Annotated in this window: 15 protein-coding genes; 4 read left to right on the plus strand and 11 right to left on the minus strand. The window is 59.9% G+C overall.

The window, feature by feature from the left end:
• The first annotated feature begins 821 nt into the window (after positions 1-821).
• Complete coding sequence (locus XH93_RS21295; protein WP_194469033.1) at positions 822-965, plus strand: hypothetical protein; 144 nt, start codon at positions 822-824, stop codon at positions 963-965.
• A 657-nt stretch (positions 966-1,622) separates the two neighbouring features.
• Here XH93_RS21295 and XH93_RS21300 read toward each other — a convergent pair.
• Positions 1,623-1,913 (minus strand): hypothetical protein, encoded by a 291-nt coding sequence (locus tag XH93_RS21300; protein ID WP_194469034.1) that lies wholly within the window; start codon positions 1,911-1,913, stop codon positions 1,623-1,625.
• A 112-nt stretch (positions 1,914-2,025) separates the two neighbouring features.
• Here XH93_RS21300 and XH93_RS43110 point away from each other — a divergent pair, with 112 nt between their 5' ends.
• Positions 2,026-2,361: a DUF5681 domain-containing protein gene (locus XH93_RS43110; RefSeq protein ID WP_371814763.1), complete on the plus strand. Its 336-nt coding sequence runs from the start codon at positions 2,026-2,028 to the stop codon at positions 2,359-2,361.
• A 619-nt stretch (positions 2,362-2,980) separates the two neighbouring features.
• Here XH93_RS43110 and XH93_RS21305 read toward each other — a convergent pair.
• The 3 genes from XH93_RS21305 to XH93_RS21315 form a co-directional block, all read right to left on the minus strand.
• Positions 2,981-3,193 (minus strand): hypothetical protein, encoded by a 213-nt coding sequence (locus tag XH93_RS21305; protein ID WP_194469035.1) that lies wholly within the window; start codon positions 3,191-3,193, stop codon positions 2,981-2,983.
• 575 nt (positions 3,194-3,768) lie between these two features.
• Positions 3,769-4,722 (minus strand): hypothetical protein, encoded by a 954-nt coding sequence (locus XH93_RS21310; protein WP_194469036.1) that lies wholly within the window; start codon positions 4,720-4,722, stop codon positions 3,769-3,771.
• 18 nt (positions 4,723-4,740) lie between these two features.
• Positions 4,741-5,223 carry a hypothetical protein gene (locus XH93_RS21315; RefSeq protein ID WP_194469037.1) on the minus strand — a complete coding sequence of 161 codons (483 nt, stop codon included), beginning with the start codon at positions 5,221-5,223 and terminating at the stop codon, positions 4,741-4,743.
• A 175-nt stretch (positions 5,224-5,398) separates the two neighbouring features.
• On the opposite strand from XH93_RS21315, the gene XH93_RS21320 reads away from it, so the two are divergent.
• Positions 5,399-6,232, plus strand: a complete 834-nt coding sequence (locus tag XH93_RS21320) for a WYL domain-containing protein (protein ID WP_194469038.1) — start codon at positions 5,399-5,401, stop codon at positions 6,230-6,232.
• On the opposite strand, the gene XH93_RS21325 is transcribed toward XH93_RS21320, so the two are convergent.
• From XH93_RS21325 to XH93_RS21350, 6 genes are all read right to left on the minus strand, one after another.
• Positions 6,229-6,435, minus strand: a complete 207-nt coding sequence (locus XH93_RS21325; protein ID WP_194469039.1) for a hypothetical protein — start codon at positions 6,433-6,435, stop codon at positions 6,229-6,231. The two genes, XH93_RS21320 and XH93_RS21325, sit on opposite strands and share 4 nt — an antisense overlap.
• Before the next feature lie 174 nt (positions 6,436-6,609).
• Positions 6,610-7,188, minus strand: coding sequence for an SOS response-associated peptidase (locus tag XH93_RS21330; protein WP_246799260.1), 579 nt, complete (start codon positions 7,186-7,188; stop codon positions 6,610-6,612).
• Positions 7,189-7,202: 14 nt separating this feature from the next.
• Positions 7,203-7,406: a hypothetical protein gene (locus XH93_RS21335; protein ID WP_194469040.1), complete on the minus strand. Its 204-nt coding sequence runs from the start codon at positions 7,404-7,406 to the stop codon at positions 7,203-7,205.
• Positions 7,407-7,447: 41 nt separating this feature from the next.
• A complete protein-coding gene (locus XH93_RS21340; protein WP_194469041.1) occupies positions 7,448-8,266 on the minus strand; it encodes a hypothetical protein in 819 nt (272 codons plus the stop codon).
• Between the two features lie 38 nt (positions 8,267-8,304).
• The gene (locus tag XH93_RS21345; protein WP_194469042.1) at positions 8,305-8,577 is read right to left on the minus strand and encodes a hypothetical protein; all 273 of its coding nucleotides are present in this window, start codon (positions 8,575-8,577) and stop codon (positions 8,305-8,307) included.
• A gap of 178 nt (positions 8,578-8,755) precedes the next feature.
• Complete coding sequence (locus XH93_RS21350; RefSeq protein ID WP_194469043.1) at positions 8,756-9,277, minus strand: hypothetical protein; 522 nt, start codon at positions 9,275-9,277, stop codon at positions 8,756-8,758.
• Between the two features lie 474 nt (positions 9,278-9,751).
• On the opposite strand from XH93_RS21350, the gene XH93_RS42395 reads away from it, so the two are divergent.
• Positions 9,752-10,918: an HNH endonuclease signature motif containing protein gene (locus XH93_RS42395; protein WP_246799261.1), complete on the plus strand. Its 1,167-nt coding sequence runs from the start codon at positions 9,752-9,754 to the stop codon at positions 10,916-10,918.
• Positions 10,919-11,074: 156 nt separating this feature from the next.
• Here XH93_RS42395 and XH93_RS21360 read toward each other — a convergent pair whose 3' ends face one another.
• Positions 11,075-15,298 carry a HEAT repeat domain-containing protein gene (locus tag XH93_RS21360; protein WP_194469044.1) on the minus strand — a complete coding sequence of 1,408 codons (4,224 nt, stop codon included), beginning with the start codon at positions 15,296-15,298 and terminating at the stop codon, positions 11,075-11,077.
• Positions 15,299-15,330 lie beyond the last annotated feature (32 nt).

The raw sequence follows: 15,330 nt of genomic DNA on the forward strand, positions 1-15,330 counted from the left end.
CGAAGGATCGTCGCTATCGGCGAGCTACGGCAACGTCGCAAGGCGTGGCGATCCCGGCAGAACGGACACACCGACCTAGATCAATCACTTAGACTGGCTCACCCGCCTAAAGAGCGCAATTGCGATCTAAGTGGAATTTCCAATACTGGCTCACCGGACGATCTGAGCCAGGAGATCAACATCTACCTGGTCCCGGTAAACCATCACGGCCGCTACCGAGCCGAGCTGGCCGACGGCACAGTTCTCTGCTTGAGCAGACAACCGTTCCTAGACGCCGCCCGGGTGCTGATCACCGCCGGCTTTCACCCTGACGTGGTGCTGGTGGGGTGGCGGAGGGGTGAGGCGAACTGGGCGCTTAGAGCCCTTCTCGGCAAGGCCGCCAGGCTAACGGTAGATGAAACCAGGACGTGCTTCGCTCGTTGGAAGGCCTTTTCCTCGTCGGCGGTCAGTCCGCCGGTGCGTTTTTCCGGTAGGGCCACCCCTTTAGCCGCGGACGCCTCAAACCCATCCGCTGGCCTCCCAGAAGATCCTGGACCACCGACAAGACGGCGCCCCCGCACGGGCAATGCGAGGGCGCTTACGTCTCAGGATGCGGCTGCAGCGACATCAATCTATTCGAGCACGACCGCCGCCACAAGTCACCGCGATCATGAGGGGCGCGGGGACGGCGAACGTGGGGACGATCGTGTGGCACCCAAAGACCTCGACGGCGGCAGCAACTCCGGCAGATCAAATTCGGCGCCTGTGCGCTGACCGAACCTCCGCGCTTGGTCGGCATGTGCACGTGTTGGCGGGTCTGCACGAAGGTTTCCGCCGCCACCATGAACATGACGACCCGTGCGGTAGTGCAGCGGGTTTTCTCCCTGATCTTGTCCCTGCTGCCGGTGCTGATGAGCGCCATCGATGAAGATCGCAGCGCGCCCGACCGCTCAATCTCGGGCCAGAAAGCCGGTTCTGACGTATAGGACACCGGCAACATCGCGGGCTCTTGCTCTGACGGAACGCACGATCGAGGCGAAGGCGCATGCCAGAGATTCCGGCCCCGGGCGCAGATCACGATACGCGCTCGATATACCGAGGCTACTTACACCCCCGTAGTTGCAGGGTCCGATCCCCTGTGGGTGGGCAGACTGGCCGCCTATAGCGGCGCCCGGACAAAGCGATTGGAAGTCGTGGCCCCAGACCGTGTTCACCTCCGCCGGGAGGGGAGGGCAACGGAAGATGAACCATGCCTTGAGGCATCCTCGCACGCAGTATTAGGTTGTAGCCATCTCGCCGGATGTCGGGCAGCTCCTCCAGAGGTCAGTGGGCAGGGAGTGCCCGCGCCGCAGCAGTTGCAGGCGTTTGGGACTGCCAAGGCTGGTCAGCTTGATTTTCGCACATTCAGCTGGTGTCGTCGCAAAGGATGGTCGCGAAGTGGGACAGAGCGGCGAGATCGACCGCGCGCGGCGTCCGGCAGCGTGAGCAGCGGATCTCCAGCCACGGGTAGCCGGCATTGATCGAGGGCGAGGTGTATGTTCGGCGTCACGGTCCGGCATCTGGCCGAGCGGGCAGTGGTGTTGCCACTCGACTGATACAGCATGCGGTACAGCTGGCCGTGGATCTCCGGCCGCATCGACTGTTCAATCGCGCCTCGTTACGCATGGGGGCCAGTTTGAACCGCTGCGGTAGTTGGCCCAAACTTTCTCTGACATCGGTTTGTCGGCAACGATCAGCTCTCTCAATTTGGGATCGGAAATGTAGGGCGCGGCGCCTTTACCAGCCTTTTTCGCCTTGATCATATATCGCTTCGCAGCTTTCAAGTCGGGCTTTTCACCGTCAAGCGCTTTGCGCGCAAGCTTGTGAAAGTATGCAGTTGCGTCGAGCATGACCTCGACTGGCGACACATGTTGCGCTCCACTAACGTTTTTCATGAGAAAGCCCTTGCTGACATGCGAGTATAACCCGTTGCTCCCGTTATTTTGGTAGTCACCCAGTAAAGTGCAATCATCTTGCTATCTGAGAACAGGCCCAGAAGAGGCGACAATGAAGTTCCAACCAGGTCAAAGCGGTAATCCCGGTGGCCGCCCTAAGGTCGTCGCGGAAGTCCAAAATCTGGCGCGCCAGCACGCACCCGCAGTGGTGGCGGAATTAGCCCGGTTGGCGCTCAAGGCCAAAAGTGAGACTGCTCGGATTGCCGCGATACGCGAGTTGTTAGACCGCGGCTACGGGAAGCCGCGCCTTGGCCTAGATATCGAACCGCTGCCCAGCATGGATCCGATCAAAATGCTTCTAGCGGAAATCGCGGACCAGTCGAGGGGAAGGCCCAGCTGGCAGGAGGATTGGCCTGACAGTAGCCTGCGGGACTGCAAAGCGCCTTGAGCGAGCGAGGTCACGAAAGCTGGCGCCGGCTCGATTTGCGGCAAGCTGTCTTCAGTGTCGATTATCGCGGAGGTGTTCATGATGGGAACTCGCGTCTTGATTATCCGATGACAGACGGTCCGACCCGACTGCGTCGTTCAATAAAGCAGAGGCAGACCGTTGCTTGGACCCATCCAGGATGAGTTAGGAGGCCGCGTAGGCCGGATTTGGCCCCTGCGCCCCCACTAGCCTCCAACGAAATCTCTGCTCCACGCGGCCTCGCTGACGCTTAGCCCCTTGATCAGGAGATCGCAAATGGTCCTACCGGTCGGGCCGCGACCTTCAGTGAGGATAGGCAAGCGCCGCATGGAAGCGGCGAGGCGGTCCGGACCCGTCCTGTCGCTTTTGGGCTGGCTTTGTGTTCGGAATGGGCAGCGGCCCGCACGGAGCCTGACGGCCTAGTACTCGCCTGGCTCAAAGCCAGGCTGCATCTTCGGCGGTTCGCCGTGGCCAGGCCGGTTACAGCGCGGGCAGGGCGAGCCGGCACCGCCGCAGGTGCAGGCGTGTGGTCCGGTCGATAGCTGATCCGGATGGTTCTCGCAGACCCAACGCGTGCCGTCGCATAGCAGACAGCGGGCGCTCACGACAGCTTCCGCAGCCGATCGAACAGCTCGGTTACCTCCGTAAGGCGCAGCCTGGTGCCATCGGGCATGTAGTCGAGCAGCATGTGCCGTGCACGGACTGCGATCTCGTCGCGGCGGTTGTCGTCGGGTTCGGCGTGATAGGCCTGCATGTCGGCAACGAACTGCCGCGCGGCTTCCGGCGGGATCTCGATCGGCTTTCGCTTAAGCATGCCCAGAAGATAGGCTCTTGAGGCGAGCTTTGCGAATCGCCAGGACGAGGGCAACTCGCGGTGGTGACCGCTAAGCGACGTTGCTTGCTCAGATAGCAACTAGCCACCGATGTACCCTGAACTCATTCTCAGAACGTGTTCGCATGCTCCATGAGCCTGCGGGCGGCTTTCTCCGGATTGGCATAGAGACGATCTGTGGTGCACTTCATCGGCGGGGAATCAGGATTTCCAGTTGCTCGTGAATGGCACCGCACGGCTCTTCATGTCATGCCAATTCGGCACGATGTGCACAGCGCCAGCGGTTCCGCACGCGGTGCACACCAGGGGCCAACCGACACGCGACCAAGGCTGATCCTGGGGCAGGGCGTCGAGCCTGAAATCGACCGTGCGACCGCATCCGCCATGGCATTGGATCTTGCAGGTAACGTGACCGCCGGCAATCCAGGCTGCTGGGCTGCTGGGAGGGAAATGGCGGCCGGACCATTTCGTTATCGACGCTGGCGCATCGAACGATGACCGCGCCGATCGCGCGCGCTGAGAAGCCGCTAGGTCTCGTAATTCCAGCGCGGAAATTGCTAGCGCTTGGTCAAGGTCCGTGGCCCTCCGAAAAAACGTCCTCTCACTGATCGAGCCGCCGATTTGAGTGCTGCCGCAACACTCTCGAGCGCTTGGCGCCAGCCTTTGTGCCCGTCCATTCTCGCCAGCTTCCCGAAGCGCCATGCAAACCTTATCTCCCTTCCGCATTTCTCACATCGATGTCCGATATATTGGTTGCGCCTCAAATCCTCCGCATAGTGGACGGCGAACGCTATTGGTTTTCCGCATTCGCACTTTGAGTCAATAACTCGTCGGGTGAAGATGACGTCTTCACCTTCCATTGAGACGGAGAAGCTCTCTTTGCAGTCGTGCCCGACGCAGTGAAGTACTTTGCCGGCCGTTAGAACGTCTCTTCGCCGCTTGTTCGTTCTGCCGCAGGGACACAGGAAGGAAACGGTGGGGCCAAGTCCGGATGTGAGTAGGCTTCGAGTGGATATCCTCCGGAGCTCCTGGAGTGTCTCGGTAACTTTCTTGCGAATAGTGCTGGGATCGCCATAGTCGGGAATGGGGTCACTCGAATGCTCGGGAACGTGCGCGTGCAGCGCTGCTTTGGACAGTGCGTTCCACAAAGAAGAGAGCCGCTGAGGGTCCAATGCTGATTGCGTGCCGAGTTCGATCCAATCGACATCTTTGAAATCTTCTTGGGTCAGCACTTTGGAGGGATCGGCTTTTGACGGCTCCCGCCCCATCGATAATGTGAATGATGAGCCGATCAGCTCATCCACCTCACTCATCAGCGTTCTAACAACGTGCCTCGGTTGATACTGCTTGATATCGTCGTGCGAAATGAAGTCATGAGCAAATTGCAAGCGCTCATAGCAAACTTTTTCGATGGCCAGTCGGCTTTCCAAAGCAGCATAGGTGAGGCTCTCGGGAGTGCCGATAGCCAGCAATTGCTCGATCCGGGCGATCAACGAATCGATGTCAATCAATGGAGCAATCCTCGCGCATCAATTAGGCATGAACCGCGCCGTAACGATCGTCTTACCGTCGCTGGTGGGCTCAACGGAGGATTCGGACGAGAACTCGAAAGTACGGCTCCCACCAAGCATGACATAGAGCACAGCAGCGCAGCTCACGCCCTTGCCTATGGTCCCGCGCTCGCGGAACGAATCCGCGTCGAGAATGAATGGGGTTCGCGCCAGACACATTTTTTGGATGGTCACCTTGTCTGCCGATGAGCCACCACTCCCCAATAGGAAATCGCGCGCGGAGGGTGAGACCGCGTTGAGCTTGTCGTTAGCAAGTTCTTTGACGGTTCGCATTGTGCTCGGGTCGTCGCATTTTGGCCCGCTCGACCAAAGTGCCACGCCGGGAGTGCCTGTCTTGGAGTGTAACGGCGCTAGTCCGACAAAAAGCATAAGCGCAATCACCGCGGAGAGAGCGCCGGCCACGTAGGCAAGCGCCACGATCGCCTTTGTAGAGCGGTCCATGAAATATCCCTTTAAGAAAGGGCGCAGCGTACCGCAACCTAGGCGGGCAGGGAAGCAGATGGAGTTTATGCCCCGGAAAACTACGGGCAGGGAGAAGCGCGATCAGGCATTGGTCCGACATGCAACGCAGGATAGCATCACGAAAATAGGCTAACTCAACAAGTGGGGGCTGCTGATGCTTACAGTTGTGCCGGAGGTACGGTCGTTCTTTCATGCCAAAGCGAATGCCGCAGGCGCGCCGCCAGTGGCGCCCGCCATTCATCTAACGGTCCCTGACGCGGACCATGGTGACGAAATTCATGTCACACCTCAGAAGGCGCCGGGCACGATCGAGCACGCAGAAGGGCAATCTTTCGTGCTGCACTATAGAGATGTAAACGGAATCCTTAGCGTTCGCGCCGTTAGCGTGTGGAGTATCCGTCACACGGATTCTGGAGTGCCGGTTCTGGTCGCAAGGTGCCACCTTCGCAAAGCGACGCGCTACTTCCGAGTCGATCGCATTGATGCTGTTACGGATTTCGACGGAGTGCTGATCGAGCCAACTAGCGAATTTCTATGCGAAACATTTGGCATAATCTGGCCTCCGTCGGATGCGGAGCGCGCGGCTGCTAATGAGTTTCAGGCGAGGTGGACTCGATTAAGAACCGTGTGCCGCGAGAACGGCGGTGTACTTCTGACCGCCGTTGGTTTGGCTGACGGAGAGCTCGTTCCGGACGAGGTGGGCGCGATACTTGATTTTGTTAACCGCTGTTGTGCTCGATCGAAATTAGAATTTGGCGAGAAAGAGGATGACCGTCTGAGGCTCTATATTCGGCGACTTCGACCAACGGCGGAGTTGATCGATCGTGCTCTGGATCGCATGGCTCAAACTGATCCGGCGGCGATTATAGAAACATTGTCTGCATGCGCACGAGTGATGGAGGCCGATGGCAACATCCATCCGGCAGAAGTCAAAATGCTGGACGAGTTTTCGCTGTCGATGACAGGTTTACCTCTCCAATATCCTTAGCCCGCCTCATCCGCCTTAGCGCGCTTGGCCGCTTCACCTTCCCGCGCAAGCCGTTCTGCCTTCAGGCGCTCTCGATTATCGTGGAGCGCTTTTTGTGCTTTGGCGTAGTCGGTCAAAGCTTCCTTCGCCTTGACCGCTTTGAATACCCTGTGGGCTTCGCGTTCTGCAGCTGTGCCAACCCGTCGTTCTCGGTGGCTGATCATTGGTGACCTCCGCACTTAGACCTCAATAACCAACGCGCGGAGAGGGTTTTTCGATCCTCACCAGCGGGTGGGGTCCAAACTGATATCCCAAAGGACTAGCTTTCGTCGCTTCAGCCCAATCCCCCAACGCTCAAAACGGCACAGCGGTCGGCTCGCTGCTAGTAGCAAGTATATTCATGCTGGCTGGCAGTTGCCACGCAGTAGCCATAACTGGCGCAGTACGGGTAGGATCACCGGCATGGCCTTCTCATGGATCGGCTCGATGACGGCGTTCGGCGAGGTCGTGAGGAAGCCGTACACCAGGTGAGGCCCCGGCACCGGTTTTGACTTCGTGCCGCGATCGCCTTTGAACTCGGTCCAGATGCCGGCGAAGGCCGTAAGCGGCCGATCGTCACCGAGGGCAAACCAGACGACGTCCTTTTTCTTCGTCTCCGGGTTGGGCTCCGGCGCGTACTCGGCGAAGCTGTTGAATGGCACCAGGCAGCGGTTCTCCGGCTGCAGCCAGCCGCGCCAGTGCGGCGACGAGGTGTTGCGGATGTTGGTGACCGGCGCCCCCCCGGTACGTGGCAGAGGCGGCATGCCCCAGCGCATCATCATCATTTCCCGATCGTCGCCGGCGTTGCGGACCACCGGGGCGGGGTAGTTGGGAAAGACGCCCGGCATGGGGGCGAGGTTGCCGACGTACCGGTTGACGACCCTGAACAGGTTCAGGATGGCGGCCTGGTTCGTGGTGATCGAATAGAGATTGCACATTCGCGGACTGTGCCTCAGTCGGAATTTTGCCAACCCTTCGGAACGCGGAAAATTGCGAGTCGAACTCTTCCCTCGTTGACGGTTTCAACCAGGGTTGCCGTGAATTCCAGGGAGTGTGGGCTGATCAATGTCCATTGCTGCCCCTTCAGCATGTTGACGCCTTTGCGAGTGCTGATCTCGCGACTTATCCGCTTTTTTGGGCGAGATTTTTTCGCCATTGCCGGTCTCCTCCTGTACCGCTTCCTGGGCCCTCCCTGAATTAGAACAAGCCGATTCGTCTGGCCTCTGTCTCGACTTCGGAGAGTATGGTCGCGACCTTGGGCACCAGCGTCCGCAAGACTACGAGAGGGTGGTGCCTCCACAGTACGCCAATCTCGCCAAGGCCTACATGGAGGTTAACCTCGAACTGAGGGGTGTCGTGAAGTCGCTCATCCCAAATGGCCAGTAACATCTCATTCGTTTGAGGGTCCATGATTGGAAGCGGGTTGAACTGTGGGTTGAGGAGGACTTTTCGCCCGCCGTCGTTTTGCAGCGCCGCCATTTTCTCCGGAGTGATTTGTATCTTCACGGAGGACTGGGACGAGCCCGAGACAACGCCGAATGGGGCCAGGAATCGATGGTCATTGATGTTGCGCACCTCATTGAGGGCGTAGAGAAGCTTGTCTCCGTCTTCGTCACCATACCCTCGGTAGCTTTTCATGAGCTCGCGAATCTCGGTGGGCAGGTCTCGACCGGTGTTGGTCGCGGCTGCGGAGAAATGCGCTTTCGTTTTCGAAAAGGGGAACCCGCCTTTTCTGTCAGGTTTGTTGCTGCGACAGGTACAGGCATATCCAGCGTGGTCGAGGGCACCGCGGAGATCATGGAAAGCATCGCGTGCGGCAAATTTAGCAGCTTGGGGGATAGGCTTGTTCTGGCGGATTTTCGCGCACTGATATCCGGATGGCGCGTGCACCTCGATGTGATTGGAGTAAGGCTCACTCCTGGAGAATTCGTCCAGGGCGCGATCAAGGTCGTCGATACGGGCTTTTGCGTTCTCGAGTAGCTCAAGGGAACTCGCAAAAGGGCTGAAGTTCATCATGACCGAATCACCAAGCGATCTAGTGAGGACGGAGCACTTTAGGCGAACAGATCCCTTCTGGTCCTGGTCGGCAGCAGCTGACGCCATGCAGCCTCAAAACCGGTGCGCGCTTCCTCGAAGGTCCCGGCCGGGCCGCTGGTCGCCTGGCCGGGATCGCAGCTGGGATAGAAGCCGCGTTTCCATTCCCACTGATCGGCATGGTTCGGCCCGCCGGAGCGCAGTCCGATCGAGCCGACACAGACGCCGGCATGAAGGGTGTGCCATTTCTCCCGGGCGGTCTCCCTTTCGCGGCGCCGCGTCAGGCTGGTCACGGGAACGTCCTTTCGCGGGGCGCGAACTGCAGTAGCTCGGCGGCCGGCCACTTGCCAGCCTTGCCGCATTTCACGCGGCGCAAGCGGGCGGCGAGGTCGTGCACGCACGTGGTGGCAACGGGGGGCAAGGGTGGCCAGATCGACGCTGCGCTCGTGGTGCGGAGCCCTGCCTCAAAAGTCAATTTGTCCCGCGCAGCTCCAACTTAATGCGCCGCCATTCCTTTTTAAGGACGCGTCTCCCGGCTGCCATGAGTTTAGGATCAAGCGCAACGCGCTCGCCCTTGTCCTTGGTCTTGAAGACCTCTTCTGCGACTTCCCACAGCTCGCGTTGCTCTTCCTCATCCAAGTTCAGCATTAGATCGAGCTGCGTTCCCACCTCCGCGATCTTCCGGTAATCAGCGTTGTCTGAAGTGTTAAAGCTTACAAGTATCGAATGATACTCGGACAGCACCTTGCGCAAGTCGTGCACCCATTGAATCCGCATTGTTGCAATGGCCCGATCGCCAGCGGATCTCGCGGTTAGGATTGCGGCCTCCGCCGAAGACTTTGCCGCCTGGGCCGAGAGTCGGGCAGATGTTCCTTGCCGCCAACCGATGATCAAAGCAACGAAGGAGCTGCTTAGGCCTATAATGAAGGCAACGATTGCGGCAAAGACAGCCGCTTTTGTTTGATCGTGCGCTGCCTCTGACAGCCAACTCATTGCGCTCCTCCGCTCGTCGCCACGAGAACTCAACCACAAAGCGAAAGCGAGCGCAAATTGGTGGTGCCTGAGCTGCCGCTACCCAAGTTTCGGATGCCCCTTCTGCCAAGCCCGTCGATGTTGGTGTTGGCCTGAGCCAACGCCAACATCATCCGCGAAATAGGTCGCGCAGCGGGCGAGGGTGATGCGGGAAATCAAGTTCGGGGCGGTAACAGCCAGCCGAGCCTCGAGGACGTCCAGATAGCCCAGCAGCTTGAGGGGCTCTATCCGGGGGGCGCGTAAGCGTGGCATCGGCGGAAGCGGCCGGTCTCCGCACCAACTCGAGCCGGGTGTCCACTAGCTCACGGTCGACCCAGCCAACGCTGCTCAGTCCTTGTCGCATTCGATTACTCGCTGCCGTCCAGTCCGATTGCAAATTGGGCAGGTGAGGCAAATAATGCAACTCTGCCGACATGCTTAGATTGGGGGGAACCTTTGCCGCTTGCTGATTTAACGCCAACTTCGGTTCTGAGTGCTATCGGTGAATTTGATGAGTTGGGCCGCGATGCATTTTTGAAAAAGTACGGATTCCGAAGATCTCGGAGCTATTTCCTCGAGCATGATGGGAAGCAATACGATAGCAAGGCGATCGCCGGTGCTGCGCACGGAAAGCTCGGCAACGGTTTTGAAGCGCTCTTGCCTGGCGATTTTAGCGGCGGAGACAGAACAGTAGCCAAGCGGCTTCGAGATCTGAATTTCAGTGTCCCAGATCCTGAGAACGCGCGACCAGCTGGCATTCCCTTCGAGGTCGGCAAGCTCTATCATCGTCAGCGCGATATCCATCAGGTTTTCGGCGGTCAGGAGCGCGGCGGGATAGCAACTCCCAGCGGATGCCCGTTCGTGTTTTTGTTCACAGGAGCTTCCGGTGAGCAGTTTGGCTACTCTGATGGTTGGCGATCTGATGGCGCATTCGCGTACACGGGCGAGGGGCAAACTGGCGATATGATGTTCGTTCGTGGCAATCGAGCGATCCGTGACCACATGGGTGGTGGCCAAGATCTTTTGTTGTTTGAAGCGACCACGTCGAAGGGCAGCTATCGCTATATTGGGTGCTTCGCGTTTGCGGGGTGGGAAACGCTTAACGCTCCGGATCGAAAAGGGAATCTGCGGAAAGCAATCGTCTTCGAGCTTGTACCGATCATCGAAGCTCAGCCCTTACCGGAAACAAGCGAGGAGGAGATACAGCTTCAAGAGAAGCCGCTCGCTGAATTGCGTGCTCTAGCGCTCGCTGCGGCAGCCTCACCAAAAGTGCCTTCGAAGGAATCGCCGCGCACCTACTACGCCCGCAGCCTAAAGGTAAAGACATACGTGCTTAGGCGGGCCAGTGGCGTTTGTGAAGCATGCAAACGGGAAGCGCCATTTCTGAAGAAGGATGGCAGTCCATATCTTGAGCCTCACCATACCAAGCGAGTCGCCGATGGCGGGCCGGATCACCCCTCGTCTGTAGGCGCGGTTTGTCCGACTTGTCACCGATTAATTCATCACGGAAAAGATGGTGCAAAACTGAACGATGAACTTGAAAGGTACCTCGCTGGTGTTGAGCAGTCGATGGACACGACGCCTGGAGTGAGCACTTCGCAAGGCGGGCCGCCGAGGTCCTGATCCTCTAGCGCGGCACGGATTGAATTTGGTCGTTGGGATTGCGACCAGCGTTTAGCAAGGCGTACGCAGACGCTGTCGCCAAAGGTTGGACCCTAGGCACAATCGATGCAGGGTGAAGCCGGCCGATAGCCCGTGATGGTGCGCAAGCGCTAGTGGTCACTCCATACCGAATAATTCTGCGGTCGTCGTCAGCGGGATCGATTTTTGCCGCCGTAAGACCTCGGGATCGAGATCCTCCGGGGCGAGATCCAACCCGGTGCGCTTAGACATCAGCCACAGGAGGACGTCTTCAACATCGTTGCCGCCGTGCAGTTGCTCTAGCCACGATCGCCCTCTAAGAGAGAGAGGCCAGTGATTGCGTGCGGTCGAGCCGGCCGAAGTATCGTCGACAGAGTCGAACAACGGGTGACCTGCCGGAAGCAGATCGTGTTTCTCAGCGAGTGAACGGGCTTGAGCGGGATCGTCGATCATCGCCAGTGCGAGGGCTATCCTCGCCGGCGTGGCGTGCTCGCCGCGGAGGGTATCCAAGGCCAACCCATCAGCCTCGGCCGCAAGCTTGTCGCCCAAGGCCAGCAGGGCTGGCGCCGCAAGTTGTGGGTCAACGTGCTCTGCCGCCTTGGCGAGCGCGGTCCAAGGGGCGTGCTGAACCTGGGTCCGGTGAGTGCTAAGCCTGTAGACGATACTCCACGCCGCGGCGTAGCGGATTGGATAGAGGTTCTCACTGGACTCGCCGACGACATGGTTGTCTTCCAGGCCTCGCTCAAGCGTCGCCCAGATCCGAAGGTCGTCAGGCCGCCTCAGCAGTCCCAGGAGCCGTGCGTCGACCTCCACGTCGACTGGTCCGGTCGGGCGCCCATCTAGAACGGCGATAATGCGCTCGACAATTTCGGCGGGTAGGGGCTCAAGCTTACCCAGGGCATCGGCGGCAGCCCGCGCAACGTGGTACTCCGGCTCCTCCCTCCGTTGCTGCTCGGGATGGCGGGCATAGTTGCGGGTGTCGCCGAGCAGGGTTAGCAGCGTTGGGAGACCATCGGTCCACTCGTGCTCGCCAATAACCTCCGCCAGAGCAGCACGCACGGGTGCGCTTCGGTCGTTGGCGATGTTCAGTAAGCGCAATCTGCGCGGTCCCTCGGCCCGCGGTGCCAGGACCTCGATTGCACTGCGCCTGACCTCGTAGTCCTCGTGTTTGAGCGCCTTCTCAATCACATCGTCTGCTCCTTCGCATTGTAAAAAGCTGAGTGCGCGGACGGCCGCTTGGGCATCGTGCTTGTCGTCATATGCGGTCCAGGCGGTGGCGGTCGAAACGACATCCAAGCCTTCGGCGGCGGAGATCATGAGGAGACGCCGGGCCAGAGGTCGCGGGCCGTCGACGATCAAGGCATCGGCTTCACCCGCTGGCAGTTGACGGAATACCTTGATCAACGTTTCGTCGTTCGCCTTGAGGCTATCGGCGAGGGCGAGCTGGACGGCCGCCTTTGCAGCTCCCGCAGCCACCACGACGCGGCCAGCCAGAGCCCTTTTCTTCGGGCCGAACTCATGGCTAACGATGAACGGAGCGAGTCGCGCCGCGCGGGCTGGCGGCAGATCCTTGATTAGAGCGAGCAGGATCGACTCCGCCGAGGCCTTACCGCTCTGACCGAAGTCGTCACCCTCCAGCCATCTGAGAGCTCGGACGGCGGCGTCCACAGAGTTGGGGCCTCCGCTTCGCAGCGCCGCCTCGATGCGATGGCGAGCGAACTCCAACCGACGTTCGCCGATCACCTGCAGTCCGATGGCCTGCAGCCAATCGTCGTCACCAGCAGAGAAGAAGAAGGCATCAAGTTCGGCTTCTGTCGTTTCCGGCTCGTTGTAGCGCATGGCTTCTGCCCAGATCGAGAGGATCATCTCAGGCCTGGGATGACCAGGGATCCACTCGAATCCTTCCTGACGGCGACGGGCCCGTAGGTATCCCTTGGCGTAGTGCGCGACGGAGGGGCCCTCAGCGTCGGCGCGGTCCTGGATCGCGAGTTGAACGGCAAAATCGAGCTCGCCTTGCCAAGCTTGGCGGCGTTCCTCCGCTGATTGTTCGAGCGCCGCCTTGACGGCGTCGTCCATCTTCTCAATCTGTTCCCAGACCTTGTCATACGGCGGATCAGGCCACGCCAGGGCCCCCTCCGAAATGGCGTCGGCGCTCATCACGAATTCGGCGAGTTCGCAAACGACCGCCCCTCCCGCTAGGAACGCCTCCGTCAGGTCCACACCAAAGGATTTGAGCCAGGGAAGCAGTTCATCGGCGTCGTAGTCCTCATGGGTGTGCGGGAGAATATGTGCGACGAAGCCGTGGGCGGTCTGAAACCGCGCGTCAGCCGCTAGCACGGCAGCGCGGTCCTCCTCGGTCATTTGCGGCGCCAGCCATGAAATACTGCCGAACCCGTCCGTCTCCCTTGGTGCGCCGCGGGCCAACCCGTGAACGAGCTTGCCTATCGCCGAGCGAGTGCTCAGCCGTAACTCAGCGGCCTGCCAAGCGACCCGGAATCGCCTCGGATTCTCGACCGAGCTCCGGAGCCCGTCGATTAGGAAGCCGTCGAGGGTGTCGACGACCTCGTCTCGCAGGACGACGTTTTTGTCCACGAGTTGCTGCGCGCCGTCGAAGAGACGCTGGAGTTCATCGATCCAGCTAGCGTCGTCCGCGGCGAGTGTGCAGGCGCCCAGGGCGGCCGCATTCAGTGCTTTTTCCGCAGCTCGAGGGTGGGTACGGGCCAGGGTTTCAAGCGCTTCCGCTACCTTGCTGTGGGCGAGAAGTGCGTCCGTCGCGTCTCTCTGAAGCTGTGTTTGTGCTAGATGATCAGCGAGATCGTCCAACGCCACGTAATCAGGGATCACGCGCTCGACTGCACGCCGCAGCTCAATCAATCGGTCGCGCTTCATCGGCCTCGAGGAGCGCAGCAGCGCCCAAAGCACGGCCGCGCCCCGTACGCCGCCGTCGCCGAACCCCTTGACGTGGTCCATCACCACGTGCCGTCGGCCATTGTTCTGCGCTCGCTCAATCAACGCGTCGAGGTGGGCATCGGTCGGCTTAGCCAGCGCGCGGACTTGGCGCGCGAAGCCGTCAATTTCGAATGGGCTGCGAAGGTCATGAAGAAGACGCTCCTCGTGCTGATGGGCGAGATCTTGGCGCCATGAACCAGCGGCTTCGAGATTGCCTTGCAGGATAGCGCGGCGAGCTTCCGGCGAGTAAGAGCTGTCGTCGATCACAACGGCACGATCGGTCCAAATCGGAGCCGGGGCTTCCCCGAGCGCTTCACGGTAGATCTCGCTTCGTGAGGTGATGACAAATTGCTTCGCCGGGGAGGCGTCCCGCAGCCAGTTCCCCAGGAGGCTCGTCCACCGCGCCGCATCGTCGCGCTTCAAGCCGGACTGGCCCCAAGGGTCCTCGAGATGGAAGAGCACCCGCCCTGGCGACTTGAAGGCGTCTTCAATTTCGCTTAGTCCGTCAGTCTCGCGCACTACCTTGTAGGGCGGGTCAGCTCGGCGCCGGGCGTCAGCCAGGCTCTCGGCGGTTAGGGACTTGCCGTATCCCGATGGGCCGATGAGCAGGACCGCGCCTTTCTCCTGCAACTGCCGATCAACCTCGGCGCGGTTCCCCGGCGCGACATAGTGAGCCAACCGAGGATCGGAATGAGGCAAGCCCCCAAGGCTCTTGGCGATGCGTTCGATATCAGACCGCCGCAGCGGATCCGGCACTTCTAGGAAGCGATCCTCGACCAGCCGCTCAACCCGCCCGACGCAAGCATCGAGGTTCTGCGTCGGAACATTCAAGAAACCGGTGAGAAGTTTGTCAACCTGACGACGCGTTTCGTCCGGCGTCATTTGCTCGATCAAGGCAAACCGACCTTTCAGAGCGGCTGCCCCCTTGGCGTCGAGATTCAAATTGGTCGGCAAGAATGACGGATCGGCTTGATCTCCTGGGTTCTTAATGCGGCCCTTAGCGAGTACGTCGTCGACGCTGGTGTTGGTGATGAGGACGTAGCGACGGCTCGCGTCCTTGAGCAGGAGGGATTTCGCGCGAGCCCGCGGCGCTGGACCCCGCTTGCCCGTTTTCGGTCTGTCGTTCACCACGTCAGCGAAGTTCTGAGCGCTCCAGTAGCCGGCACCTTTGAATTTGATCTGAACGTGGAGCTCGTGCCCAGCCTCGATCTTCAGCTCGCCGTCGGCATCTTCCTCAGGTACGATCAGCTTGGCCTTGACGTCATCGTGCGAAGCGGGCTCGACGATGATTTCGCTGGCGCTGGCGTTTGGGCCGAACATCAGTTCCAGGGCGACCCAAACAGTCACCAGCTTCTGATAGGCGTAGCCCTTGTAGGAGGAATTGGCTCCCCCTGTGTCAATGTCGGTGTTCATCTATCTTCCCTTGGCGCCCCATAATTGGCATC

The sequence above is a fragment of the Bradyrhizobium sp. CCBAU 51753 genome (assembly GCF_015291565.1).
GTDB classification, from domain to species: domain Bacteria; phylum Pseudomonadota; class Alphaproteobacteria; order Rhizobiales; family Xanthobacteraceae; genus Bradyrhizobium; species Bradyrhizobium ivorense.